Source organism: Celeribacter ethanolicus (assembly GCF_001550095.1).
GTDB classification, from domain to species: domain Bacteria; phylum Pseudomonadota; class Alphaproteobacteria; order Rhodobacterales; family Rhodobacteraceae; genus Celeribacter; species Celeribacter ethanolicus.
This window is the reverse complement of record NZ_LRUC01000006.1, coordinates 66,841-92,429: the sequence shown is the minus strand read 5'-3', so window position 1 is coordinate 92,429 and position 25,589 is coordinate 66,841. Positions and strand designations below refer to the sequence as shown.

The window sequence follows — 25,589 nt, the reverse complement described above, 5'->3', positions numbered from 1 at the left end:
TCAAGCGACCTCATGTCCGCGGTGGGATGTCACGGCAAGAACCGCATAGATCGCCGAGAACACCACCAGGAGCCCCAGAAGGAACAGCCCAAGTGCGGCGGCAAATCCCGTGACGTCAAAGAGCGCGGGCAGCATGCCGGGCAGGACCACAGGCCCGACGGTCAGCGCGAACCACAATACGGCAAACGCAGTTGCACCGATCAGGACCTTACCCACCACACCGCTGCGTTTGGGATGGCGCAGGCCACGGCGAAACGCCGCCACCTGCCGCCCGACATCGAGCTGCATCGCCAGGATGGCGGGCACCATCACCAGAACGATGACCATGCCAAAGCCCAACCCGTAAGCCAGCGTGATCACCGTCGGCTTGAGAAACTGCGCATCGGCGGAGGTCTCGTAGAGCAAGGGAGCAAGCCCCAGAACCGTGGTCAGCGTGGTCAGCATCACGGGCCGCAACCGGTCCACCGCCGCGTCGATCATCGCGGGCACGAGACCGCGCTCATAGGCATATTCGTCCACGGTCGACACCAGAACGATCGAGTCGTTGATGATGATCCCGGTCATGCCGATGAGGCCGACGACGGAGAACATCGACAGCGGCACATCCCAGATCGCATGGCCATGAATCGCCCCGATCAACCCGAAGGGAATGACCGACATCACCACCACGGGGCGCGTCCAGCTCGAGAAAATCCATGCGAGCGTCAGGTAAATGCCCAGAAGCACCCCGGCGAGCCCCAGAACCGCATCGGAGAGAAAGCGGTTTTCCTGTTCCGAGAGGCCGGAAATCCGATGGGTCACGCCGAAGGTTTCGTCGATCTCCGGCAGGATCTCATTGGTGATCTCGTCCTGAATTTCACTGGCGCGCGCGGCGTTGTCCTCGCTCATGTCGCCGGTGACGGAAATGATCCGAAGCCCGTTTTCGCGCCGGATGGTCGAAAATCCGGTCGTGCGCGTCACCGTCACGATGTCCGACAACGGCACATAGGCGCCAGACGCCGTGCGCATCCGGGTCCGGCTCAGGAAATCGGCGGTCAGGTCTTCTTCCGGCAGCTCCACCTGAATCGTTGCCGTGCGGATGCCCGAAGGATAGGTCGCCGCCTCGATCCCGCCGAGACGATGGGCCAGAACGCTGCCCAGATCGTTGATGTTGAAACCGAGTGCCTCACCCTGCGGCGTCAGTTCGAGAACCATCTCCTCCTTGTCGTAGGACAGGTTGTCCTCAAGCGCCGAGACCTCCGCGAATTGCCCAAGCCGCAGCTTGAGTGCCTCGGCCGCCGCCTTGAGCGTCACCGAATCCGCACCATAGAGATCGACGTCGATGGCATCGCCCCCCGGTCCGAACCGCCCGCGCCGGAAGGACACGGTTTCGGCAAGCGGATGGTTGACCACCTCTTCCTGAAGATCGGTGACGAAGGCCACGGAAGAATAGGGCCGCAGATCGGCGTCGATCAGTTCGATGGTGATGCCGCCCAGTTGATAATCTTCCTTGGTGCTCGTCCCCGACAGGCCCCGCCCGGCGTTCGATCCGATCTGCGCCACCGCATAGGCCAGCGGGTTGGTGCCGTAGTCCTCTTCGTAACGCGCCGCGACCGCATCGGTCGCCCGCTGCAATTCCTGCAACATCGCCAGCGTGTCGCTACGCACGGCGGTCGGAGCCATGGCGATATTGCCGCTGATCACCGGCTGCTCCGGGGAGTTGAAGAAACGCCATTGCACCTGTCCCGAGATCAAAAGCGACACTTGTGTCATCAACAGGAGAATGCCCATGGCCACCACCGGATAGCGCAGACGAATCGACCAGGTGACCACTGGCCGGAACAGCCGTTCGCGGAACACCCGAAACCCTTTGTCGACCTGCCGTGACGGCCAGTCGTACCAATGGGTTTTCGCATGGGCCGCCAAAGAATGGCTGAGGTGATTGGGCAGGATGATGAAACATTCCATCAGGGACGCAATCAGCACCACGATGACCGTGAAGGGAATGTCGGAGATCATGTCCCCGAACCGGCCCGAAATGGCCGTCAGCCCGAGAAAGGCGATGATCGTGGTGATGGTCGAGGAAAACACCGGCGCGAACATCCGCTTCGCCGCATTCTCCGAGGCTTCGACAGCGCTCTCGCCCAGCCGCCTGACGCGAAAATCGGCATGTTCACCCACGACGATGGCGTCATCGACCACGATGCCCAGCGTGATGATCAGCGCGAACAGCGAAATCATGTTGATGGTGATGCCGGCGGCATACATCAGCGCAATCGCAGACAGCATCGCCACCGGAATCCCCGCCGCCACCCAGATCGCGGTGCGCGCGTTCAGGAACAGGAACAGCAGCACGAGGACAAGCCCAAGTCCCATCGCCCCGTTCGACAGCAAGAGATCGAGCCGCGCCTGGATCGACTCTGCCCGGGTGCGGTAAAGATCGAGGCTCACACCTTCGGGCAGGGTCGAGACCATTTCGGCGGTGACATCCTCGACGATGCCCTGAATCTCAATGGAATCGCCCTGATCCGACCGCGCGACCTGCACCGAGACCGCCGGATTGTCGCCGACGAAGAACGCCTCTTTGCGATCCACGCCCTCGACGCGAATCTGCGCCACGTCGCCGATGGTCAGTTTCGAACCGTCGTCATTGGTCCGCAGCACGATCCCCGCGATATCCGCCGCATCGCGCTTTTCCACGCCCGCACGCACCCGTGCGCCACCGGAGCCAACGCTGCCCGCAGGACTGGTGTCCGCCTCGGCGGCAATCGCGCTGGCGATCTCCGCCATGGAAATGTCGTGTTCGATCAGGCTCAGGGTCGGCACTTCGACGATGGTCTCGGGCGCCGCGACCCCGGAAATCGTCGTCCGCGTCACGCCCTTGGCAAAGAGCCGCGCCACGAGTTCATCGGCAAACCGAGCCAATTGGTCCAGCCCCACCGGGCCGGTGATCGCCACATCCGTCACGCTGTCGGTCCAACCGCCCCATTGCACCACCGGATCGTCCGCGCCCTCGGGCAGGTCGGTCACGGTGTCGAGGGCGGCGTTCACATCGTCGGCAGCGCGCTGGATATCCCAGCCCGGTTCGAATTCCAGCGTGATGTTGCCCCGCCCCTCGATCGAGGTGGCGCTGCTTTCCAGCACGCCCTCGACCGCGATCAGCGTCGGCTCGAGCAACTGCACGATGGCGCTGTCGACATCCTCCGGCCCCGCGCCCTCCCAGGCGACGGAGACCCGCACGGTGTCGACCACCACATCCGGGAAGAACTGCGACCGCATCTTCGGCAGGGAGGCAAGCCCCGCCGCCAGAAGCAGCACCAGCACGAGGTTCGCCGCCGTCCGGTGGCGGGTGAAATAGGACAGGAGGCCCCTGGCATTCACAAGGCTGCGCGCACTCATGGGGCTCAGCTCCCCATCCGCTGTTCAAGCCGCTCCAGAAGATCGGCAGGCACTTTTTCGGCCGCGAGCTGTTCCAGCACGCGCGTGCGCATCTCTTCGGGCATCTTCGTGTTGCCCGATACGAATGCGATCAGCGCGGCGCGGCGTTCGTCGCTCAACGCGACCATCTCCACGCCAGCCCCTGCGGCGGAGGGGTCCGCGCCATTCACCTTGACCCGGATTCCCGCCCCCAGAAGCGGGGTGCGTTCGGCCACGATCTGACGCCCGGCGAGCGCCTCCGCGCCGATGATCACATGATCGCCCTGCCGCCGCAGCACCGGCCCCGGGATCTCCTCCAGGCGGCTCTGCTCCGTGACGGCCAGAACGGTCTCGTTCGCCGCCACGGCAGTCGCGGGCACAAGCGCCACGTCGGAAAGTTCAGGCTCCTCGAGCTGAACCGTGACGAAATCGCCGGGCCGAAACCCCGGTGCCTCTTCGAGACGGGCGTAAAGCGTGCGCCCGCTCTGCCCCGTTGCTACGGCGGCGCTTTCGCGCACCACCTGCCCCTTGGCCGACAGCGCAAGCCCCGCCACGTCGAGCGTCACCGTGACCTCCATCTGCGGCAACGCGCCCCGATCCTGAACCAGACGGGCATATTGTTCGGTGGAAATGCGGAACGCGACCTCCAGCTCCTCCGGCGCAATCAGGGTCGCGAATTGTTCGTTGTTGCTCAAAAGCGTGCCCAGCGCGCCGGACACATCGCTCAGCACCCCGTCGAACGCCGCCGTAACCGTCATGTCCTCAAGCGTGCGCTTCACCTCGTCGAGGTCGATCTCCGCCCGCAGCACGGCGGTTCTGGCACTGTCCACAGCGGCTTCCTTGTCGGCAAGCGCCTGACGTTTCGACAGCACGGATTGTCCCGCAGCGGCATGCGACAGTGCGGCCTCTTCAAGCGAGGCCGCGGAACCGACCCCACGGTCGAACAGCCCCTGTTGCCGGTCGAGCGCGGCCTTGCGCAGATCGAGCTGCGCCTGAGCCGCCGCGAGATCGTCTGCGGCGATGTCTTTGGCACGTTCGGCCTCGCGCAGATCGGCCTCGGCCTCCAGCAGATCGGCCTCCGACACCCGCACCGCCGCCTCGGCATCCGCCGTGTCGATTTTCAGGATCACGTCACCGGCCTTGACCACGCCGCCTTCCTCGAACGCCTCGGAGAGGTCCACAATCCGCCCGGCCTCCGGCGCGCGCAGTTCGAGACTGCGCCGCGCGGACACTTCGCCATAGCTCGTCAACACCGGCACGATGCGCTCCGGGCGCACCTCGGTGACATTGACTGCGAACTGCCGCTCACGGGCCTGCGGCGGCATGGCCTCGGCGGCGCGGCGCGCCTCGAGTGCGGAGCTGACCTTATATCCGGCCCCTGCGAGCAGAGCGAGCGTGGCGGCTGTGAGGAAAAGTCCGATCAGGGAACGGCGGAGAAATCGCATTCAGGGAAACCCTTGGCTGGCCTGGCTGTGGTTCTGGAAAGCGGACGAAACTGTCGCACCTGTGAATGGACATCATACGTTGGGAATTGGAAAACCCGACGCGCTTTTTCGTCACCTCACGGGAATGTTGGTCACTTACGGCGTTTGTGCTCTTCGAGCCGCGGGAAGATTTCCACGAAATTGCAGGGGCGATGGCGATAATCGAGCTGGAACTTCAGAATCTCGTTCCACGCATCCTTGCAGGCCCCTGTAGAGCCCGGAAGCGCAAAGAGATAGGTGCCACCGGCAACGCCGCCTGTGGCGCGCGACTGAATGGCGGAGGTGCCAATTTTCTGCATGGACACAATTGTGAAGACCGTGCCGAAAGCGTCGATTTCTTTTTCATAGACATCACGATGCGCCTCAACGGTGACATCGCGCCCGGTCAGCCCGGTGCCGCCTGTGGAGATCACAACATCGACGCCCTTGTCCTCGATCCACGCCTGAAGCGTGTGGCGGATCAGCGGGCGATCATCGGTGACGACCCTGCGATCTGCGAGTTTATGCCCTGCCTCTTCGATCATCTTCACCAGAGTGTCGCCGGACTTGTCATCCGCAAGCGTGCGCGTATCTGACACGGTCAGCACGGCGATGCGGACGGGAATGAAGTCGAGGCTGTCGTCAATGCGGCTCATGCGCGGCGCTCCGTGGCGAGTTTCAGGGCGAGCAATCCGAAAACGGATGCGGAAAGATAGCGTAACAGACGTTCAGCGCGCGGACTGCGTGCCAAAACGCCGCCCAGGCCCACGGCGAACCAGCCGACGGCGGCGTTGATGAAAAAGCCGCCGAGCGAGATCACCGCGCCGAACATGAGGAATTGAGCCAGAACACTGCCGCGTTCCGGGTCGACGAATTGCGGAATGAAAGCAAGGATGAACAGGATCACTTTCGGGTTCGAGACATTGACGAAAAACCCCTCGCGAAACGCCCGCGCCGGGGATTTCATCGCCTTTCCCGTGGTTCCGACCTCATGCGGGCTGCGCAGGGTGCGGATCGCAAGCCAGACCAGATAGGCGACCCCGATCCAACGGATCGTTGCAAACAGATGCGGGCTGGCGGCCACCAACGCCCCCAGGCCGAGCCCCGCGAGGGTCACGTTGACGAGGGAGCCCGCAGAAATCCCGGCGCTCGCGGCGACGGCAGCCTTGCGATTGCCCCGGAGCCCTTGCGCCAGACAAAACATCATATCCGCCCCCGGCGTCAGGTTGAGCGCCAGAGCAGCGGGAAGAAAGGCCGCAAGCGTCAGCGGATCGACGATCATGATGCACCTCTGAGCCGGGCCTGAATGTCCAGGAGATCGGCCCAGGCGTCGCGTTTGGCAATCGGGTTGCGCAACAGATAGGCCGGATGGGTCATCGGCATGGCGGGCTTGCCCAGCACCGTCTGCCAGTTGCCCCGAAGCCGGGTGATCCCCGCACGGCCAAGCAACGCGGTGCAGGCCCAGTTGCCCATGAGCACGATCACATCCGGATCGGCCAGCTCGATATGGCGGATGAGAAACGGTTTCAGCATGGCAATCTCGGCGGGCGTCGGATCGCGGTTCTCCGGCGGGCGCCACGGGATCGGGTTGGTGATGTAGAGGCCGTGTTCGCTGTCGGGTGAGTGGCGATCCATGCCGATCGCCGCGAACATCTTGTCGAGAAGCTGCCCCGAGCGTCCGACGAACGGTTTCCCCTGAATGTCCTCGTCCCGTCCCGGTGCTTCGCCGACGATCATCACACGCGCCTTGGGATTGCCGTCCGAGAACACCAGATTGCGCGCGCCGCGTTTCAGATCGCAATGCTCGAACCCCGCCAGCGCCTCCCGCAGAGCCTCCAGAGAGGTCGCGCCCTTTGCAAGCCGGGATGCGATCTCGATACCCTCTTCAGCACGCGAGGGTTTCGGCCCCGGATTGACCGGAGCCTGCCCGGCCTGTCTGGCAGCCTGCGCCTTCGCGGATTTCGGCTTGTGATCTGGCAATTCATAGCGATTGACCGGCGCATCCATGATGGCCTCGGTCACGCCGAGGTCCACCTGCCACTCCAACAGAGCGTGCGCCTGCCAATAGTCGATCTGAGTCTCCATGAGGCCAAGCTACAGGCGGGACCCGCAGAGGTAAATCACTCGTGAGCACGATAACGCGCATTGCCCGCTCCGGCGCAGCTTTCTATAAGCGGGTCAAAGATACCAGAAGGGGGCACCATGGCATTCCGGCAAAAACACCTTTTGGGGATCGAGCCGCTTCACCCCGACGAGATCACAGCCGTGCTCGACGTGGCAGAGCGTTATGTCGATCTGAACCGGCAGTCGGAAAAACACGCCGACGCGCTTCGGGGGCTCACCCAGATCAACATGTTCTTCGAGAACTCGACGCGGACCCAGTCGTCTTTCGAACTGGCGGGCAAACGGCTTGGCGCGGATGTGATGAACATGTCGATGCAGGCCAGCTCGATCAAGAAGGGCGAGACCCTGATCGACACCGCCCTGACGCTCAACGCCATGCATCCCGACCTTCTGGTGGTGCGGCACCCGCATTCCGGGGCGGTCGATCTTTTGTCGCAAAAGGTCAACTGCGCCGTGCTGAACGCAGGCGACGGCAAACACGAACACCCGACGCAGGCCCTGCTCGATGCCCTGACGATCCGCCGCGCCAAGGGGCGGCTGCATCGCCTCAACATCGCGATTTGCGGCGATGTCACCCACTCACGCGTCGCGCGCTCGAACCTGATCCTGCTGGGCAAGATGGAAAACCGCGTGCGCCTTGTCGGCCCGCCCACTCTGGTGCCGCAGCAGTTCCGTGAGTTTGGCTGTGAGATTTACGACGACATGGCCGAGGGGCTCAAGGACGTCGATGTGGTCATGATGCTTCGCCTGCAAAAAGAGCGCATGGACGGCGGATTCATCCCGTCTGAGCGCGAATATTTCTATCGTTACGGATTGGACGCCGAGAAACTGGCGCATGCCAAACCGGACGCCATCGTCATGCACCCCGGGCCGATGAACCGCGGCGTCGAAATCGACGGCACCATCGCCGACGACATCAATCGCTCGGTCATTCAGGAACAGGTCGAAATGGGGGTCGCCGTGCGCATGGCGGCGATGGATTTGCTGGCCCGCAACCTTCGGGCATCGCGCGAGGCCGACAAGGGGGTCATGGTTTGAACCAACCCGAGGACATTCCGAACGGCGGCGGACGCTATGTCTGGGTCCTGTCCTATGACGGGCCGGTGGAGGATTTGAACACCGATCTGATCTCGTCCGCGAGTTTTGCCGAGGCGCTTGGCCTCTGGACCCCACCCGCGACAGAGGCGGTGGAATGGTTCGATCTGGCCGCGATGAAGGACTATGGTTTTGCCCGCTATCTCGGCGAAGCCAGCGGGTTCGACATTGGCGAGGACGCCGCCAGGCTCGACGCGCTCACAGGTGTCGTTGTGATGCTCTATTCGACGGGCCTCAATGACAAGGACACCCGCCTGTCGCCGGAGCCGCCTTTTGCGTTGATCGGTCGCTATGGCATGCCCATCGACCTGCCGCCTGTTGTTGGAATCGAGACGGAAAGCGCCAAGGGTCGACTGGCGCAGGGCAAACCGCCGAAATCCGCAGCGCGCATATCCGGCATGGTGGCCACCGTCGTGTTGATCTTCCTCGCGCTCTTCGTCGCGGCCTTTGTCTGGATCGGCGGATGACCGAGGGCTGGGGCGATATCCTGTTTCCCAATGAGCGGGTGCTCTGGCAGGGACAGCCGGATTTGCGCATCCAGTGGCGTGGCCCCGCCCTGCCCTTTGCCTTTTTCGGCGTGATCTTTGCCGCCTTCGCGCTGTTCTGGATGGTGATGGCCTATCGTGCGGGCGATTTCTGGCTCTTTGGCCTCATTCATTTCGTCGCGGGTCTTCTGGTCGCACTCGGGCCGATGCTGATCGGGCCCTTCATCGCCCGGCGCACATGGTATTCCCTCACCACCCGCCGTGCCTTCTTTGCCAATGATCTGCCATTCGCCGGCAAAACCCTTTTGGCGCTCGATCTGCGCCCCTCGCTGGGTGTCGAGTTCGACGGCGAGGACCCCGGCACCATCCTGTTTCGCGGGCGCGCCGAACCGATCGTCGGAGACCGGTTCGACAGCACGCCCTCGTTTTCGCTTATTCACGACGCCCGCTCCATCTACGGGCTGATCCGTGACATCCAGAAAGGCTCAGTATGACCATTTTCACCAATGCCCGACTGATCGACCCCGAGGCGATGACCGATGAGATCGGCTGGCTTCGTGTCGAAGGCCCGATGATTGCCGAGCGCGGCACAGGCAAGCCGCCGATGGGCGAGAGCATTGACTGCGGGGGCCTTTGTCTTGCGCCGGGGATCGTCGATCTGGGGGTGAAAGTCTCGGAACCGGGTGAGCGGCACAAGGAAAGCTTTGCCTCCGCAGGGCGTGCGGCGGCGGCGGGCGGGGTCACGACGATGATCACCCGCCCCGATACGATGAACGCCATCGACAGCCCCGAGGTTCTGGAATTCGTCCAGCGCCGCGCAGCCTCTGACGCGGTGGTCAAGGTCAAACACATGTCGGCGCTGACCAAGGGACGTGAAGGGCGTGAGATGGTCGAGATCGGCTTTATGCGCGATGCGGGCGCGGTGGCCTTTACCGATTGCGATCATGTGGTCGCTGACACCAAGGTTTTGCAACGCGCCCTGACCTATGCGAAATCCACCGGTGCACTGGTGATCGGGCATCCGCAAGAGCCGGGCCTGTCGAACGGCGCCGCTGCGACCTCTGGCAAATTCGCAGCTCTGCGCGGTCTTCCAGCCGTGTCGCCCATGGCCGAACGCATGGGGCTCGATCGCGATCTGGCGCTCATTGAGATGACCAATGTCTCCTATCACTTCGACCAGATCACCACCGCCCGCGCTCTTCCGGCGCTGGAGCGGGCGAAACAGAATGGCTTTGACGTCACCGCAGGCGTGTCGATCCATCACCTGACGCTCAATGAGCTGGACGTCGGCAATTATCGCACCTTCTTCAAGGTGAAGCCGCCTCTGCGCTCCGAGGACGACCGTCTGGCGATGGTCGAGGCCGTGGCCTCCGGGCTGATCGACGTCATCTCCTCGATGCACACGCCGCAGGACGAGGAAAGCAAACGCCTGCCGTTTGAAGAAGCCGCCTCCGGGGCTGTGGCGCTCGAAACGCTGCTGCCTGCCGCGATGCGGCTTTATCATGCAGGTCAACTGACCCTGCCGGAGCTGTTCCGTGCCATGGCGCTCAATCCTGCGAAACGATTGGGACTCGCCAGTGGGCGTCTCGTCGAAGGCGCGCCCGCCGATCTTGTGCTGTTCGACCCGGATGCGCCTTTTGTGATGGATCGCTTCACGCTCAAATCGAAATCGAAAAATACCCCCTTTGACGGCGCCAAGATGCAAGGCAAGGTGAAGGGCACCTGGGTCGATGGCATGCGGGTCTTCGAGGGCTGAGCCTTCCGCTGACGCGATTTGAGTATTTGAACCACGGAAAACCTGATGACGCTTCTGATGCTGATCTTTACCGCCATTTTGGCCTATCTCCTCGGCTCGATCCCCTTTGGCATCGTCATGGCGCGGCTCTTTGGCCTTGGCGATCTGCGCAAGATCGGCTCGGGCAACATCGGCGCAACGAATGTTTTGCGCACCGGCAACAAGCTTGCGGCATTTCTCACCCTTCTGGGCGACAGCGGCAAAGGCGCGCTGGCGGTGGTTCTGGCACGAATGCTCGTGGGGGAACCGGCGGCGGGGATCGCCGGGCTCTTCGCCATGCTCGGGCATCTCTACCCGGTGTTCCTGCGTTTCAAAGGCGGTAAGGGCGTTGCGACTTTCCTCGGCACATTGTTGGCGCTGAGTTTCCCTGCCGGGCTTCTGGCCTGTGGCACATGGCTGCTGGTGGCGGTGATCACCCGGTATTCGAGCCTCTCGGCACTGGTCGCGGCGCTGATGGCGCCGATCTACACGGCATTTTTCTATCCTCTGTACGGCGCGCTTCTGGTGCTCGTGCTGACGGCGCTGATTTTCTACAAGCACCGCGAGAACATCGCACGGCTCAAGGCCGGAACGGAAACGAAGATCGGGCAAAAGGGCTGATTTTCCCAAAATCGCACGATCAACGCCGCATTCCCGCCCGAATCCGCACCGAATTTCATCCTGTAACGATGTGTCGGGGGACAGTATGGCCGGTCCGTTAAAAGCCGTAGAAAACGGCTATTTCAGAGCTTTCAACTTCTCGGGGCGCGCCTCGCGTTCGGAATTCTGGTGGTTTGCAGCCTATTACGCGCTCGTCACGCTCCTGCTCGCGCTGGATCTGGCCAAGGGGGGCACACTTCTGATCTGGTTCTGGCTCCTGAACATCATCCCCAACCTGTCGATGACCATCCGGCGATTGCACGACATCGGGCGTTCAGGACTCTGGTTTTTCATCTCCTTCGCCCCCATCGTCGGCCCGATCATTCTGCTGATCTTCTACGTGCTGCCGTCAGAGCCGCATCGCAATAGCTGGGGCGATCGCGAAAATGGTGGCGGCGCGCGGCCCAAAGACCGGTTTTCAGGCAGTTCCGCCCAGTCCGGTTATGCCGCCCTGATGCGCATTCCGGAGGCCGGACAAGCCCATTCGGAGGAATTCGAGGAAGCCCGCCGGCAGGAAATACACGAGTATTACCGGCGTCAGGTGCTTGGCCAGAACGGGTGATGCGGCATAAAGGCCCCGGGAGAGTGAGCGTCTGTTTCCCGGCATAATTTCCCCTTGTTTCACACTCCGGTTGACCGAAGACTGATGAAAACAACAAGGGACAGCTCCATGACATTCATCGACTCCGTCAAAATTTGCTTTCAGAAATACGTCACCTTTTCCGGCCGCGCGCGGCGGGCGGAATATTGGTGGTGGGCACTTTTCGTCTTTCTCGTCAGTATCATCGCGAGCATCATCGACCTGACACTTTTCGGCCAGACTCAGGTCAGCGAGCCGGGGAGCTTCTTGCGCACCTCCGACATCGTGATCTTCTATCCGATCGTTTCGCTCGCCCTGTTCCTGCCCAGCATTTCCGCTCTGGTCCGCCGCCTGCATGACCGTGACAAATCGGGCTGGTGGTACTGGCTCGTGCTCATTCCGCTGGTCGGCCCCATCGTCCTCTTCATCTGGCTGGTCAGCCGCGGCACCACAGGGCCGAACCGGTTCGGCCCCGATCCGATCTCGGGAGAGGGCGGTCCCCTGTCCTATGAAGACAGTGCGATCCCTTCGGTCACTCGCCAGTAAAAGGAAAAGGGGCCTGCCGGCCCCTTTTTCAATAGGAATATTCGCCGAAGACCTTTGACGCGTCGCCATTCCAGTCGCTGTTGAACCGCTCGATCAGTTCCGCCGCCGGGGAATGGCCGGTTTCGATACTGTCTTTGAGCGCATTGAGAAAATGGGTCTCGTCCGGCACCATGCCGCCCGCGCCCGCGCGCCCGCGCGCCTTTAGGCCGCTTTCGGCAATCGCCACGCATTCGCGCGCCAGATCGAGCATCCTGACGCCAGCCACCTCGGCCTGAAGCCCATCGACGGAGGCGGCCACCCGCAGCTCCTCGCGGAATTCGGGAGTCCAGCCCTTGATCAGGTCGGTGGTCGCATCGAGCGCGGCCTGATCGTACATCAGCCCGACCCAGAAGGCCGGAAGCGCGCAGAGACGACGCCACGGGCCGCCATCGGCACCGCGCATTTCCATGTATTTCTTGATCCGGGCTTCCGGGAAGAGCGTCGTGAGATGATCGGCCCAGTCGGACATCGTCGGCTTTTCGCCCGGCATCGCGGGCAGTTCGCCCTTGAGGAAATCGCGGAAGGACTGGCCCAGCGCGTTGATATATTTACCGTCGCGGTAGACGAAATACATCGGCACATCGAGGGCGTATTCGACGTAGCGCTCAAACCCCATGCCGTCCTCGAACACGAAGGGCAGCATGCCGGTGCGCGACGCGTCGAGGTGACGCCAGATGCGCGACCGCCAGGATTTATGACCGTTGAGCTTGCCCTCCTTGAAAGGCGAATTGGCAAACAGAGCGGTCGCCACGGGTTGCAGCGCCAGAGCGGTGCGGAATTTCTGCACCATGTCGGCCTCTGAGGCGAAATCGAGGTTCACCTGCACGGTGCAGGTGCGGCGCATCATGTCTTTGCCGGTCTCCCCCACGGTCGCCATATAGGAATCCATCAGCTTGTAACGCCCCTTGGGCATCAGCGGCATGTCTTCATGGGTCCAGGTCGGCGCCATGCCGAGCCCGATGAACCGCGCGCCGATCTCGTCGGCCACCGTATGCACTTCCTTGAGATGCTCGTTCACCTCGTCGCAGGTCTGGTGGATGTTGTCCAAGGGCGCGCCGGAAAGCTCCAGTTGCCCGCCCGGCTCAAGCGAGATATTCGCGCCGTTGAGTTCAAGCCCGATGAGATATTCACCCTCGAAGATCGGGTTCCAGCCGTAGCGGTCCTGCAAGCCTTCGAGGATCGCCTTGATCGAACGCTCGCCCGCATAGGGCAGAGGCATGAGCTTATCTTCGCAATAGCCGAACTTCTCGTGCTCGGTGCCGATCTTCCACTGATCCTTGGGCTTGCAGCCCTCTTCGAAATACCCAACGAGGTCGTCATAGCTTTCGATCGGGCCGCCGCCGGATTGAGGAATGGACATTTAGGGATACTCCGAAGCGTTTCTTGGTCCGGTAGAGATGTGGCAAGCGCCCACGGAAGTCAATGCGGCCAAGGCATTCCCGGTCGTTGCCTCAGTGCAGAACGGCTGTGCGTTTGCGCCAGATCACCACGGGCCTGTCGGGGTTGGATTTGATCTCGCGCAGCATTTTTTCGGTCTCCAGCCCGTCGAGCCCGACGAAGACATCGAACAGAACCTCCGCGCCATGGGCATTGAGCGGAATAATCAGCGGCGTCTGACCATAGGCATCGAGTTGCCAGTGGGCGTGGCCTTTCGGACCGGGCAGCAGGGTCACGGAAGAGATCGCCTCGATCTCGATCTGACCGCCAGTGAGGGGCGAAAAGAAGCTGACGACACCTTCGTCCACCTCGACCGCGCCAAAGCCGCCGCCGCCTTGCGAGAACCGGGCGCGTTGCACGGCGGCGAAAGCAAAGGTTACGGCAAGGGCCATGCCGGTCAGGGCGATCCAGCGCATCACGCCATAAGAGGACGCCGCCCACCAGGCGAAAAGCGCCACGACCACAAGCCCGACAATCACCTCGCGCCAGCGGACCAGTGCCGCGCGCACTTCCGGCCTCACGACCAGTCCCCAAGCTTTTGCTGCCAGACCGTCAGTGCCGCCACCGCCGCCGTGTCGGCACGCAGGATGCGGGGACCGAGCGAGACAGCATGAGCACAGGGCAGCGCATGAAGGCGTTTGCGCTCCGTCTCCGAGAACCCACCTTCGGGTCCGATCAGAATGGCCCATTTGCCGCCTTTGGCATCGCCCTCTTTCGCGCCAAGTGCCTCTGCCGCGCCCACCAGCGTTTCGTCGCAGAACATGATCTGACGCTCCGGGTCCCAGTCGGCGAGAAGGCGGTCGAGCTTTTGCAGATCGGCCACCTCGGGCACATAGGTCCCGCCGCATTGCTCTGCGGCCTCGACAGCGTGGGCCTGCAACCGGTCCTGCCGGATGCGTTCGGAATTGGTGAACTCGGTCTGTACCGGGCAAATGCGCTTGGCCCCCATCTCGGCGGCTTTCTCGACAATGAAATCGGTGCGAGCCTTTTTGATCGGCGCGAACAGGAGCCAGAGATCTGGCGGCATTTGCAGTTCGCGCGTCTTCTCGACGCAGGTGAGAACCCCGCCGCGCTTGCCCGCCTCGGTGACTTCGGCCACGAATTCGCCATCCCGGGAATTGAACAGCGCGACAAATGCGCCCTCCGCCAGCCGCATCACCCCGAAAAGGTAATGCGCTTGCTCCCGTTCCAGAGGAATGGATTGCCCCACCGACAGTGGGTGATCTACATAGAGCCTGATTTTCGCTTCAACCATGGACCCTACATATGACCGATGACCGCGTGACGCCAGAGATGAACGGGCAAGTTGCCGATGCCGTCAAGGGAAATTGGGTGGACCATCGCGCCCCGGCCTGGACCCGGCCCTATCTTCGGCTGTCGCGGGCGGATCGGCCGGTGGGCACATGGTTGTTGCTGATCCCGTGCTGGTGGGGCGCGCTTCTGGCGTCGGCCGAGGCCGGCACGCTGAGCCTGCGCACGATCTGGATCATGATCGGCTGTGCTCTGGGGGCGTGGCTGATGCGCGGCGCGGGCTGTACATGGAACGACATCACGGATCGGGATTTCGACGACAAGGTGGAACGCACCAAAAGCCGCCCGATCCCCTCGGGGCAGGTCACGGTCAAACAGGCCGCCACATGGATGATCGTTCAGAGCCTCATCGCCTGTGTCATCCTTCTGACCTTCGGCAAGCTCGCCATTCTGCTCGGCATTGTGTCGCTTCTTCCGGTCGCGATCTATCCCTTCGCCAAACGCTTTACCTGGTGGCCGCAGGTGTTTCTCGGCATCGCCTTCAACTGGGGCGCGCTTCTGGCCTATGCCGCTGTGGCGGGCAAGCTGAGCATGGCGCCGGTGTTTCTCTATCTCGCGGGCATTGCCTGGACGATTTTCTACGACACGATCTATGCCCATCAGGACAAGGAAGACGATGCGCTGATCGGGGTGAAATCCACCGCGCGGCGCTTTGGCGAAGAAACACCGCGCTGGCTCAAGCGCTTTCTCGTCATCACTGTCGTGCTGATGGCCGCGGGCATCATCGAAGCGCTCTCGGATCGCTCCGTTCTGGCCCTTGTCGTGGCCCTGGGCGCGCCCTGGGCGATGGGGCTGCACATGACCTGGCAGATGGCACGGCTTGACACGGACAATCCCGATGTCTGCCTGAAACTTTTCAGGGCCAACCGCGACACAGGGCTTCTGGCTGCGCTGTTTCTTGCCATTGCGGTGTTCCTTTGATTGCAGCCATGGGCTGAACCCCCTAAGAAAAAGGCCACATCTCACAACAGGCCACTTCGTTTGATGCGTATATCCAACTTTCTGCCCGTCTTCGCCGCGCTGATCATCGGTGCCATTCTCTGTCTGGCCGGGGCCGCGATCGGTGCCCGGTTCATCGAGAACACATCGACCAAGGCGGTCGGGAACGAATTGACTTTGCAGGGCTACGATTGGGTCAATGTCGAAGGCGACGGGTTGCAGATCGTGCTGACCGGGGTGGCCCCGGACGAACAGACCCAGCTTGCCGCCCAGCGTGCGGCGGGCCATGTGGTCGATCCGGCCCGCGTGATCAACGTGATGAACGTGGTCCAGCAGGAAGCCATCCCCGCGCCGCGCTTTTCCATCGAGATCCTGCGCAACGACAGTGGCATCTCCCTGATCGGTCTCGTGCCCACCTCCTGGGACCGCGCCCGTTTCATCGAGAACCTGAAGAAAGCCAGCGGCACCGGCTCCATCGCCGATCTGATGGAACAGGCGGATTATCCCCAACCCGACGCCTGGGACGAGGCCATGGACTTCGGGCTCGAGGCCATCGCGCTTTTGCCGCGTTCGAAAATCTCGCTGGCCGCCGATGGGATCACCGTCACGGCACTCGCCGAAAGCAAGGCGCAGAAGGCTGCCTTCGAGAAAGAACTCAAAGCCGAGCTGCCGGAGACGATCCGCACCAGGCTCGACATCGCCGCACCGCGACCGGTGATCACGCCCTTTACCGCGCGCTTCCTGATCGACGAGACCGGGCCGCATTTCGACGCCTGCGTCGCCGAGACCGCGCAGGGTCATCTGCGCATTCTGGCCGCGGCAAAATCGCTTGGCATCGACGATCCGCATTGCACGGTGGGGCTCGGCGCCCCGTCGGCGCAATGGGCCGTGGCGGTAGAAACCGGCATGCGGGCACTGTCGAAACTCGGTCAGGGCAGCATCACCTTCACCGATGGCGACGTGAACCTGATCGCCGCCGAGGGCACCTCCCCCGCCTTGTTCGACACGGTGGTGGGCGAGCTTGAGGCCGACCTGCCGCCGACCTTCGTCCTGCACGCCTCCCTGCCGGAGGCGGAACAGGCCGAGGCCGAAGACGAGCGGGCCGAATTCATCGTCACCCGTTCGCCCGAAGGTCAGACCCAGTTGCGTGGACGCATTCCCGACGACCGCAGCAAGCAGGCGACCGAAGCGCTCGCGCGGGCCGAGTTCGGGTCTCATTCGGTCTACTCCGCCATGCGCATCGACGACACCCTGCCCTCCGGCTGGGCGATGCGCGCCATGGCGGTGATCGAAGCGCTTGGCGAGGTGACCCGCGGCTCGGCGATCATGAGCGAGGACATGGTTGAGATCCGGGGCGAGACCGGCAACGAAAACGCCAAAGCGGCCATCGCCGGCATCCTGTCCGACAAGCTGGGCGATGGCGCGAAATTCACCATCGACGTGACCTATGTGAAGAAACTCGATCCGGTGCTCGACCTGCCGACGCCCGAGGAATGCGTCGCCGAGGCCAACGCCATTGTCGCCAGTTCCAAGATCGTGTTCGATCCGGGGTCGGTCGAGTTGAATGTCGAGGCCAATGACACGCTCGACCGCATTGCCGAGGCGCTCAAGGATTGCGAGGAGGTCGAGATGGAAATCGGCGGCCATACCGACAGCCAGGGCGGTGAGACGATGAATCTAAACCTCTCGACACAGCGGGCCAATTCCGTGCTCGACGGGCTTTTGATGCGCCGGGTGGCAGGGGTGAGCTTCACCGCGAAAGGCTATGGCGAAAGCGAACCGATTGCCGACAACGGCACCGAGGAGGGCCGTGAGGAAAATCGTCGGATCGAATTCAAACTTCTGAACGCAGAGGCGCCGCAAACGGTACCATCGGAGGAGACGCAGGGGGAAAATGCGGACACCGATGACACGGCGGACACCGGTACGGATGGGACAGAGAACGGGGATACGGAATGAACGGAACCGAATTGATCATCGCCACGGCGATCGTGCTTTTCATTGCCTTCCTGATGGGATGGTTTGCGCATTGGCTTGTGCATCGGTTCGTGCGGGTGGGTCAGGGCGAGATGAACGATCTCGACACCATGGCGCAGCAGTTGCACGAGGCGGAGGAAGAACGCGATCAGGCGATTGCCTATTATCAGCATCGCGAGGCGGAGATGACGACGCAGACCAACCAGACCGAGGCGGAGCTGCGCGCGGCGATGGACGGTCTGCGGGAAGCGCGTCAGGAGGCAGAGGAACTTCGGGCCTATATCGAGCGGATGAACGCGGGCTGACCCCCCGCGTTTTTGCTGTCGGCAAAGCGTCGGATTTGCGTCGGACTTTTGTCGGGCACGTAACGCAGCCGCCAGAACGGCCTACCAGCGCTTGAGCGCGTCTTCGTCGGCCTCTTTCGCCGCGACCCAATCGGCCCCCTCGCGCGTCACTTCCTTTTTCCAGAACGGCGCGCGGGATTTCAGGTAGTCCATCAGATATTCGGCGGCCTCGAACGCCTCGACCCGATGCCGGGCGGCGGTGGCGACCATCATGATCTGATCCCCGGGGCGGAGCTGGCCGTAACGGTGGATGACGAGGCAATCTGTGAGGGACCAGCGCGTTCCGGCCTCCTCCGCAATCTTGGTGATCGCGGCTTCGCACATGCCGGGATAGTGCTCGATCTCCATATGATCGAGTGTGCCGGTGTCGTCGCGCACCAGCCCGGTGAAGCTGACCGTCGCGCCAGTGTTCGGGGCTTTGCCGAAGCCCTTGAGGACCTGAGCGAGTTCGAAATCTTCGGACTGGACGGAGATGCGCATGGTTTCGCTCCCACTCACCCGCCGGTCATCGGCGGGAAGAAGGCCACCTCGCGCACGCCTTCGAGAGGAGAGTCGAACTCCATCAGTTCCTGATCGAGAGCGACGCGCAAGGATTTGAGATCGGAGAAGGCAAGATCATAGCGCTCTTCGCGGGATTTCAATTCCTCGACCAAATCCATCACCGTCGCGGCGTCGGTCTCGACCGTCTCGCGCGGTTCGCCGATGCGCTCGCGCACCCATGCGAAATAGAGCACCTCAATCTTCATGGTGATCTCGCAGGTAAGGCATGGCCTTGGTCAGGTAATCCCAGCCGGTGATCACGGTCAGAAGGCCCGCGATCCAGAAGATCACGACCCCGAGGGTGAAGAGCGGCGCAATCAGGGTCGCGCCATAGGCGAAGAGCACGGCGATGGCGACCATCTGAAACGTGGTTTTCCACTTGGCGAGCTTGGTGACCTTGAGCGTCCCGGCGGTATCGCCAAGGAATTCGCGCAGGCCGGAGACGAAGGTTTCGCGCAGAAGGATGAAAGCGGCAGGGATCACGATCAGCGGGTTCGCGCCATGAATCATCGTCAGTACCGCGATGGCCGTGACCACCATCGCCTTGTCCGCGATCGGGTCAAGCATGGCACCGAATTTCGACATCTGATCCCATTTGCGCGCCAGATAGCCATCGAGGAAATCGGTGATCGAGGCGGAAGCGAACAGGATCAGCGCGGCCCAGTCGGCGACGGGGCGCGGCAGGATGAGGAAAACGAGCGCCACGCCGGGCGCGCAGAGCAACCGGAAGACGGTGAGGATATTGGGCAGGTTCCATGTCATGGTTTTCTCCTTACTCTCTCACCCGTGCTCATGGAAGAAGTCGTAGACGGTCTGCGCCACTTTCTCGGAAATTCCGTCGACGGCCATCAGATCGTCGAGATGCGCGCCCTCCACCGCCTTGGCGGAGCCGAAATGCTCCAGAAGCGCACGTTTGCGGGTGGCGCCGATGCCGGGAATGTCGTCGAGCTTGGTGAGACCCATGGCCTTGGAGCGTTTCGCGCGGTGGGTGCCGATGACAAAGCGGTGGGCCTCGTCGCGCATGCGCTGGATGAAATAGAGCACCGGATCGTTGCGCCGCAGCGCCATGACACGGTGGCCGATGCGGTGGAATTCTTCCTTGCCCTGATCGCGGTCGATGCCCTTGGCGACGCCGATCATCGGAATGTCTGTGACCCCCTCTTTGACCATGATCTCATGCACGGCAGAGACCTGCCCCGCGCCGCCGTCGATCAACAGAAGATCGGGCCAGAGGCCTTTTGAGCGGTCGGGATCGTCTTTGAACAGACGCTTGAAACGACGGGTCAGAACCTCTTTCATCATGCCGAAATCGTCGCCGGGGGTGATGTCATCGCCGCGAATGTCGTATTTGCGGTAGTGGTTCTTCATGAAACCTTCCGGCCCCGCGACGATCATCGCGCCAACCGCATGCGCGCCCTGAATATGGGAGTTGTCGTAGACCTCGATGCGCGCGGGCACACGCGGCAGGTCGAAGGCCTCTTTGAGACCTTCGAGCAGTTTTTCCTGCGCGGCCCCCTCGGACATTTTGCGGCCCAGACTTTCGCGGGCATTACGGAGCGCAGAGGCGACAAGTTCCTGTTTCTCGCCCCTCTGAGGGACAAGGATTTCGATCTTCTTGCCCGCTTTTTCCGACAGCGCTTCGGCCATCAGATCCCGCTCTTCGATGTCATGCGACAGGATGAGCTGACGGGGCGGATCGCGTTTCTCATAGAACTGGCCAATGAAGCTGGCGAGCACTTCCTCCGCCTCCGCGCCATTGGTTTTCGGGTAGAAATCCTTGTTGCCCCAGTTCTGATGCGCGCGGATGAAGAACACCTGCACACAGGCCTGCCCGCCCTCCATATGAAGCCCAATCACATCGCCCTCGCCCACGGTGCGCGGGTTGATGCCCTGCGCGGTCTGAACCTGTGTCAGGGCGCGGATGCGGTCGCGGAAGGCGGCGGCGCGTTCGAATTCCATTGCGTCGGAGGCCGTTTGCATCTCATGGGCGAGCTTTTCCTGAAGGCCGGAGTGACGGCCCTGAAGGAAGCGTTCGGCCTCGTTCACCAGCTCGGCATAGTCCTCTTTCGAGATCTTGCCGACGCAGGGCGCGGTGCACCGTTTGATCTGATACTGAAGACAGGGGCGCGTACGGGACTCGAAATCCGGGTCGGAACAGGTGCGCAGAAGAAAGACCTTCTGCAACTGGTTCAGCGTGCGGTTCACAGCGGAGGCAGAAGCGAAGGGGCCAAAATAGGCGGCCTTGCGCTTGCGCGCACCGCGGTGCTTGGACAACTGCGGGAAATCGCTGTCCTTCGTCAACATGATGTTCGGGAAGCTCTTGTCGTCGCGCAGCAATACGTTGTAGCGCGGCTTGAGCTGTTTGATCAGGTTCTGTTCGAGCAGAAGCGCCTCGGTCTCTGTCCGGGTCGTGAGGAACATCATCTGCGAGGTCTCGGAGATCATCCGGGCGATGCGGGCGGAATGGCCCGAGGGGCGGGCATAGTTCGACACACGGTTCTTGAGGTTCTTCGCCTTGCCGACGTAGAGCACGTTATGTTCGGGATCGAGCATGCGATACACGCCGGGCGAACCGTCGAGTTTCCTGACGTAATCGGCGATCACCTCATGGCCGCGCGGCACGTCCTTGTGGGACATGTCGGACGTCTGGTCGGTTTTTTCAGCGCCTGTCGCGTCACTCATCTGCCTGCCTCCGATTCCCCCTCTGGCTGCAATCTTATCGCGCCAAGGGCAAGAGCAAACTCATCCACCGTTTCTGTGGATAACCTTGCTTATAAGTTTTCGTGAACACGGATTTCCCCTTGGATTCATGCGCGTTCACCCGTTTGCACAAAAAATGACCTCGTTTTTAGCGCTTTGATTTCAAAGGATATTTTTCGACACATCCCGCAAACCCTTGATATTATTTACATTTTAGTAACGAAAATGAAACAAATCTGCGAGCCGTGCAAAACTTTTGCCTGGAAAGGCTAACGGGACTTACTCCCGCCCCCGGACATCCGCCGTTTCCCAAGCCAGATGCTGACCGCTATCGGGACAAATGAGCTGCCCCGTCACCGCAGGAGCGGCGATCAGATAGGCCAGTGCGGCAGTGACGTCGGACGGGGCGACACCACGCGCCAAAAGGGTTGATTTCTGCTGCTCCGCAAAGTCCTCCGGGCTCTGGCGCGCGCCCTGAAGCGTCGGGCCGGGACCGATGCCGTTGACACGCACGCGGGGCGCGAGAGCCTGAGCCGCGGTTTGTGTGAGCGTCCAGAGCGCGGATTTGGCAAGCGTGTAGGACATGAATTGCGGCGTGAGCTTGCGCACCCGCTGGTCGATCATGTTGACCACAAGCGCCTGCGCGTGCGGGCGACCGTCGGGATCGCACACCGGATCGGGAGCCTGCGTGGCGAACTGTTGGATCAACACGAAGGGCGCCCGCAGGTTGCTCCCGAAATGCCGGTCCCAGCTTTGCCGGGTGGCGGTCTCAACCGTGTCGTCTTCGAAAATCGAGGCGTTGTTGACGAGAAGCGTCAAAGGTCCGCCGAGCGCGTCCACGGCACGCGGCACGAGGGTCTCCACCTGCGCCTCATCGAGCAGATCGGCCTGCAACACGGAGGCCTTGCGCCCCATGGCGCGCAAGGTTTCAACCAGATCGGCGGCCTCGGCACGCGAGCGATGACAATGCACGGCCACGTCAAAGCCCATCTCCCCCAGATACAGGGCCATGGCACGGCCCAGCCGTTTCCCGGCCCCGGTCACAAGCGCCTTACGCGACATCATAGGTCTTCCTCAGCCCAGAACAGCCAATACATAGAGCACATATAGGACGGAAAGGACGCCCCCCCAAACCCGGGTGATGTCGATGCGTTTGAGCACGAACAGGCCGAGCAGGAGGGAAACTCCGAGCATCACCCAGATGTCGAAATCCATAAGGTCCTTGTCGACCGGAAGCTGGCCGACGAGGCTCGATACACCGATGATGCCGAGAAGGTTGAACATGTTGGAGCCGATGACGTTGCCGAAGGCGACATCGGCCTGTTTCCTGAGTGCGGCCATGACGGTGGTGGCGAGTTCCGGCAGGGAGGTGCCAAGTGCCACGAGGGTGAGGCCGATCACCTCGTCGGACACATTGAAAGCGCGGGCAATATTGGTGGAGGCATCGACGAGAATATCCGCCCCCAGAGGCAGACCGATGAGACCGACGAGCAGGAAACCGACGATCTTGATCCAGGGCATGTCGGGATCGGCGCCCTCGACCTCTTCGGCTGCAACTTCACGCTGGGCAACGCGGTGACAGCGGGCCTTGTAGATCGCATGGCCGATCATCGAGAACAGCGCCAAGAGCAAAATCACCCCGGCGATCCAATCGAAACGTCCACGCAGAGCCAGAAGGATGAACAACACGGTCGCACCGATCATCTGGAGGTAAGAGGCGCGGGTGGAATTGTCGATCACATGCAGCGTCGAGATCAGTGCCGGAATCCCCAGCACCAACAACACGTTGGCGGTGTTCGACCCGATGACATTGCCGAGCGCCAGCCCCGGCGCGCCGTCGTAAATCGCCGACACGGACACCAACAACTCCGGCGCGGAGGTGCCGAAGGCCACGACGGTGAGCGAGACGATCAGCGCCGGAATACCCAGTCGCAGGGACAGGTTCACGGCGCCACGCACCAACATGTCGCCCGCAATCAGCAGGATGATCAGACCGGCAACCGCATAAATGAAATCCATCAGGATCTGTCCTTTTCACAGGCGCACGGGCCTTTACCAATTCTGTAACGCCCGCATTTCGGACATTTGATATCGTTCAGCTTTTGCTGACCCGGAAAGCGCAGGCGGCCGAAAAGGGCGAGCACCATCATGAAGATCAGAAAGACGCTGATGATCTTGAAAACCATCTGTTCAGAGTCCGAATCTGGCCCAAAGGGCCTGTTCCTCGACCTGCGCGGTAAGACCGGAGGCGAGTTCGGTGCCGAAGCGGCGGAACAGCGGGCGTTTCGGGCCGAAAACCGCAAGTCTGACCTTGTCGCCATAGATCTTCTTCATGGTCGGCACGAGATGTCCGATGCCATCGGCGAGCCCGAGGTCGACACCCTTCGCCCCGGTCCAGAAGGAGCCGTCGAAGAGTTCCGCCTCTTTCGACAGTCGCTCGGCACGGGATTCGGTAACATGAGCGATGAAGGCCTGATGGATCTCTTCCTGAAGCGACTTGATCCGGGCGACGTCCTCGGGATTTTCGGGACGGAACGGGTCCATCTGGCTCTTGGATTTTCCCGAGGTATAGACCCTCCGTTCGATACCGTATTTGCCAATAAGCTGATCAAAGCCGAAACCGGCGGAGATCACCCCGATGGACCCGACGATGGAGCTTGGATCGACGAAAATCTTGTCGGCGGCACAGGCCAGCCAATAGCCGCCCGAGGCCGCGACATCCTCGACAAACGCATAGACCGGAAGCTCTTTTTCCGCCGCCAGACGCATGATCCGCGCCGCGATCAGCGAGGATTGCACTGGCGAACCGCCCGGCGAATTGATCGACAGCGCGACGGCGGCGGGTTTGCCCTTGCGAAAGGCGCGCTCAATCGCGGGGGCGAGGCTTTGGTCGTTCAAACCGCCCTGACGGGTCATGATCGCGCCGTTCAGGCGGATGACATTGACCTTCGGCGGCGAGGCGAGGAAGGGGATGCTGAGGCTCATGCCTTGGGATGTAAAGTCAGCCCCCCGCACAAACAAGGGCGCGAGGCCTTGCCACGCGCCCTTTTTTTATCGGTCGGTCATTTGAAACCGGATTATTCGCCAGCGCAGGTTTTGAATGCCTCTGCCGCAGCGTCGATTAGATCGCCGTAAAATCCGACACCCGGCGTCAAGTCTACGCCCAGCGGGTCGATCACGGTCGTCTTTGCCTCGGTTCCGTCAAGCACAGTAGCCACGAGACCGGCGTTGAACTGCGGTTCAGAGAAGACGCAGGTGACGCCTTCGGATTTGATCTTGTCCTGAATTTCCTTGACGCGGGCCGGGCTCGGCGCGGTGGCGTCCGAAAGCGAGATGGAGCCGGTCGCCTGAAGACCGAAGCGGTTTTCAAAATACTGGAAGGAGTCGTGGAAGACGATGAAACGCAGATCGGAGAGCGGTGCCAGTTCGGCCTCAACGCGGGCGATCTGTGCGTCCAGCGCGGCCTGACCGGCGGCGGCATTGGCGGCATAGGTGCCGGCGTTTTCCGGGTCGAGTTCCGACAGCTCCTCGGCGATGACACCGAGCCAGAGGCGGGCGTTCATCGGGTCGAGCCAGGCATGGCCGTCGGAGCCGGAAAGATCGGCCTCGTCATGGTCGTGATCATGGACCTCTTCGTGGTCATGTTCATAATCGTCGTGGTCATGCGCGTCATGTGTCTCTTCGGCGTGATCGTCGTGATCATCGTGGCCCGCCTCGTCATGATCGTGATCATGCTCGTCGTCGCCATGGACGTGGCGCTCAAAAGTCGCGCCTTCGCGCAGCGGCAGGATCGTGCTGCCTTCGGCAAGCGTCAGCGGCACGGAATGGGCGTCTTGCCCCACCTCGTCGATCATCTCATCGAGCCACGGTTCGATGCGCGGACCGGTCCAGAACACGATATCGGCGGCTTGCAGCGCCTTGGCCTCCGACGGGCGCAGGGAATAGCCGTGCGGCGAGCTGCCCTGAGGCATCAACTGGGTCGAGGAGCCGAGATCTCCCATGACCTGGGCCACGAGCGAATCGATCGGCGCCATGTCGGTGACGACATTCGGCACCTCGGCAAAGGCGGCCTGTGCGGCGGCGAAGTGTGCCCCGGCAAGGAGCGTGGCGGAGAGAAGGGAGGGACGAAGGGTCATTCTGGCCTCTGGTGCATGTTATGTTATTACGTCTCGGGCTTGA

General features: G+C 62.1%; 27 protein-coding genes. 10 read left to right on the top strand and 17 right to left on the bottom strand.

Translation table 11 applies throughout. The annotated features are described in order from the left end of the window. The 5 genes from NH195_RS02315 to NH195_RS02295 all read right to left on the bottom strand — a co-directional run bounded on the left by NH195_RS02315 (position 1) and on the right by NH195_RS02295 (position 6,944). A complete protein-coding gene (locus NH195_RS02315; protein ID WP_066702485.1) occupies positions 1–3,378 on the bottom strand; it encodes an efflux RND transporter permease subunit in 3,378 nt (1,125 codons plus the stop codon). Between the two features lie 5 nt (positions 3,379–3,383). After that, entirely contained in the window at positions 3,384–4,841 is a 1,458-nt protein-coding gene (locus NH195_RS02310) for an efflux RND transporter periplasmic adaptor subunit (RefSeq protein ID WP_066702483.1), read from the bottom strand. Positions 4,842–4,972: 131 nt separating this feature from the next. Next, entirely contained in the window at positions 4,973–5,515 is a 543-nt protein-coding gene (moaB, locus tag NH195_RS02305) for a molybdenum cofactor biosynthesis protein B (RefSeq protein ID WP_066702480.1), read from the bottom strand. Then, positions 5,512–6,141: a LysE family translocator gene (locus NH195_RS02300; protein ID WP_066702478.1), complete on the bottom strand. Its 630-nt coding sequence runs from the start codon at positions 6,139–6,141 to the stop codon at positions 5,512–5,514. The genes moaB and NH195_RS02300 overlap by 4 nt, the downstream gene beginning before the upstream one ends. Next, a complete protein-coding gene (locus tag NH195_RS02295; RefSeq protein WP_066702477.1) occupies positions 6,138–6,944 on the bottom strand; it encodes a uracil-DNA glycosylase in 807 nt (268 codons plus the stop codon). The genes NH195_RS02300 and NH195_RS02295 overlap by 4 nt, the downstream gene beginning before the upstream one ends. A gap of 117 nt (positions 6,945–7,061) precedes the next feature. Between NH195_RS02295 and NH195_RS02290 the strand changes: the two genes are divergently transcribed. The 7 genes from NH195_RS02290 to NH195_RS02260 all read left to right on the top strand — a co-directional run bounded on the left by NH195_RS02290 (position 7,062) and on the right by NH195_RS02260 (position 12,123). After that, positions 7,062–8,021, top strand: coding sequence for an aspartate carbamoyltransferase catalytic subunit (locus NH195_RS02290; RefSeq protein WP_066702476.1), 960 nt, complete (start codon positions 7,062–7,064; stop codon positions 8,019–8,021). Beyond that, a complete protein-coding gene (locus tag NH195_RS02285) occupies positions 8,018–8,545 on the top strand; it encodes a hypothetical protein (protein WP_066702474.1) in 528 nt (175 codons plus the stop codon). Before NH195_RS02290 ends, NH195_RS02285 begins: the two co-directional genes overlap by 4 nt. Then, positions 8,542–9,057: a hypothetical protein gene (locus NH195_RS02280; RefSeq protein WP_066702472.1), complete on the top strand. Its 516-nt coding sequence runs from the start codon at positions 8,542–8,544 to the stop codon at positions 9,055–9,057. Before NH195_RS02285 ends, NH195_RS02280 begins: the two co-directional genes overlap by 4 nt. Further along, the gene (gene pyrC / locus NH195_RS02275; protein WP_066702467.1) at positions 9,054–10,319 is read left to right on the top strand and encodes a dihydroorotase; all 1,266 of its coding nucleotides are present in this window, start codon (positions 9,054–9,056) and stop codon (positions 10,317–10,319) included. Before NH195_RS02280 ends, pyrC begins: the two co-directional genes overlap by 4 nt. A gap of 45 nt (positions 10,320–10,364) precedes the next feature. Next, positions 10,365–10,958 (top strand): glycerol-3-phosphate 1-O-acyltransferase PlsY, encoded by a 594-nt coding sequence (plsY, locus tag NH195_RS02270; RefSeq protein WP_066702466.1) that lies wholly within the window; start codon positions 10,365–10,367, stop codon positions 10,956–10,958. Between the two features lie 85 nt (positions 10,959–11,043). Beyond that, the gene (locus NH195_RS02265) at positions 11,044–11,559 is read left to right on the top strand and encodes a DUF805 domain-containing protein (protein WP_066702460.1); all 516 of its coding nucleotides are present in this window, start codon (positions 11,044–11,046) and stop codon (positions 11,557–11,559) included. Between the two features lie 108 nt (positions 11,560–11,667). After that, on the top strand, positions 11,668–12,123 hold the full coding sequence (locus tag NH195_RS02260) for a DUF805 domain-containing protein (RefSeq protein WP_066702457.1): 456 nt from the start codon (positions 11,668–11,670) through the stop codon (positions 12,121–12,123). A 28-nt stretch (positions 12,124–12,151) separates the two neighbouring features. On the opposite strand, the gene NH195_RS02255 is transcribed toward NH195_RS02260, so the two are convergent. The 3 genes from NH195_RS02255 to NH195_RS02245 form a co-directional block, all read right to left on the bottom strand. Continuing rightward, a complete protein-coding gene (locus tag NH195_RS02255) occupies positions 12,152–13,522 on the bottom strand; it encodes a glutamate--cysteine ligase (protein WP_066702454.1) in 1,371 nt (456 codons plus the stop codon). Between the two features lie 91 nt (positions 13,523–13,613). Then, positions 13,614–14,120 carry a hypothetical protein gene (locus tag NH195_RS02250; protein ID WP_066702452.1) on the bottom strand — a complete coding sequence of 169 codons (507 nt, stop codon included), beginning with the start codon at positions 14,118–14,120 and terminating at the stop codon, positions 13,614–13,616. Beyond that, the gene (locus NH195_RS02245; RefSeq protein WP_066702451.1) at positions 14,117–14,854 is read right to left on the bottom strand and encodes a 16S rRNA (uracil(1498)-N(3))-methyltransferase; all 738 of its coding nucleotides are present in this window, start codon (positions 14,852–14,854) and stop codon (positions 14,117–14,119) included. The genes NH195_RS02250 and NH195_RS02245 overlap by 4 nt, the downstream gene beginning before the upstream one ends. An 11-nt stretch (positions 14,855–14,865) precedes the next feature. On the opposite strand from NH195_RS02245, the gene ubiA reads away from it, so the two are divergent. From ubiA to NH195_RS02230, 3 genes are all read left to right on the top strand, one after another. Next, entirely contained in the window at positions 14,866–15,831 is a 966-nt protein-coding gene (gene ubiA / locus NH195_RS02240; protein WP_066702449.1) for a 4-hydroxybenzoate octaprenyltransferase, read from the top strand. A gap of 63 nt (positions 15,832–15,894) precedes the next feature. Continuing rightward, positions 15,895–17,808 carry an OmpA family protein gene (locus tag NH195_RS02235; RefSeq protein ID WP_066702447.1) on the top strand — a complete coding sequence of 638 codons (1,914 nt, stop codon included), beginning with the start codon at positions 15,895–15,897 and terminating at the stop codon, positions 17,806–17,808. Beyond that, the gene (locus tag NH195_RS02230) at positions 17,805–18,131 is read left to right on the top strand and encodes a hypothetical protein (protein WP_066702445.1); all 327 of its coding nucleotides are present in this window, start codon (positions 17,805–17,807) and stop codon (positions 18,129–18,131) included. The genes NH195_RS02235 and NH195_RS02230 overlap by 4 nt, the downstream gene beginning before the upstream one ends. An 81-nt stretch (positions 18,132–18,212) precedes the next feature. Here NH195_RS02230 and NH195_RS02225 read toward each other — a convergent pair whose 3' ends face one another. The 9 genes from NH195_RS02225 to NH195_RS02190 form a co-directional block, all read right to left on the bottom strand. Further along, positions 18,213–18,650 (bottom strand): molybdenum cofactor biosynthesis protein MoaE, encoded by a 438-nt coding sequence (locus NH195_RS02225; protein ID WP_066702442.1) that lies wholly within the window; start codon positions 18,648–18,650, stop codon positions 18,213–18,215. A 14-nt stretch (positions 18,651–18,664) separates the two neighbouring features. Further along, positions 18,665–18,916 carry a molybdopterin converting factor subunit 1 gene (gene moaD / locus NH195_RS02220; RefSeq protein ID WP_081423751.1) on the bottom strand — a complete coding sequence of 84 codons (252 nt, stop codon included), beginning with the start codon at positions 18,914–18,916 and terminating at the stop codon, positions 18,665–18,667. After that, positions 18,906–19,472 carry a CDP-diacylglycerol--glycerol-3-phosphate 3-phosphatidyltransferase gene (gene pgsA / locus NH195_RS02215; protein ID WP_066702440.1) on the bottom strand — a complete coding sequence of 189 codons (567 nt, stop codon included), beginning with the start codon at positions 19,470–19,472 and terminating at the stop codon, positions 18,906–18,908. Before pgsA ends, moaD begins: the two co-directional genes overlap by 11 nt. Before the next feature lie 18 nt (positions 19,473–19,490). Continuing rightward, entirely contained in the window at positions 19,491–21,347 is a 1,857-nt protein-coding gene (uvrC, locus tag NH195_RS02210) for an excinuclease ABC subunit UvrC (RefSeq protein WP_066702958.1), read from the bottom strand. Between the two features lie 342 nt (positions 21,348–21,689). Next, on the bottom strand, positions 21,690–22,475 hold the full coding sequence (locus tag NH195_RS02205) for an SDR family oxidoreductase (protein WP_066702438.1): 786 nt from the start codon (positions 22,473–22,475) through the stop codon (positions 21,690–21,692). A gap of 9 nt (positions 22,476–22,484) precedes the next feature. Further along, positions 22,485–23,429, bottom strand: a complete 945-nt coding sequence (locus NH195_RS02200) for a calcium/sodium antiporter (protein ID WP_066702433.1) — start codon at positions 23,427–23,429, stop codon at positions 22,485–22,487. After that, positions 23,429–23,596 (bottom strand): hypothetical protein, encoded by a 168-nt coding sequence (locus tag NH195_RS21505; RefSeq protein ID WP_202906478.1) that lies wholly within the window; start codon positions 23,594–23,596, stop codon positions 23,429–23,431. The genes NH195_RS02200 and NH195_RS21505 overlap by 1 nt, the downstream gene beginning before the upstream one ends. A gap of 4 nt (positions 23,597–23,600) precedes the next feature. Further along, the gene (locus NH195_RS02195; protein ID WP_066702430.1) at positions 23,601–24,395 is read right to left on the bottom strand and encodes a S49 family peptidase; all 795 of its coding nucleotides are present in this window, start codon (positions 24,393–24,395) and stop codon (positions 23,601–23,603) included. A gap of 92 nt (positions 24,396–24,487) precedes the next feature. Continuing rightward, the gene (locus tag NH195_RS02190; RefSeq protein WP_066702427.1) at positions 24,488–25,546 is read right to left on the bottom strand and encodes a zinc ABC transporter substrate-binding protein; all 1,059 of its coding nucleotides are present in this window, start codon (positions 25,544–25,546) and stop codon (positions 24,488–24,490) included. Between the last annotated feature and the right edge of the window lie 43 nt (positions 25,547–25,589).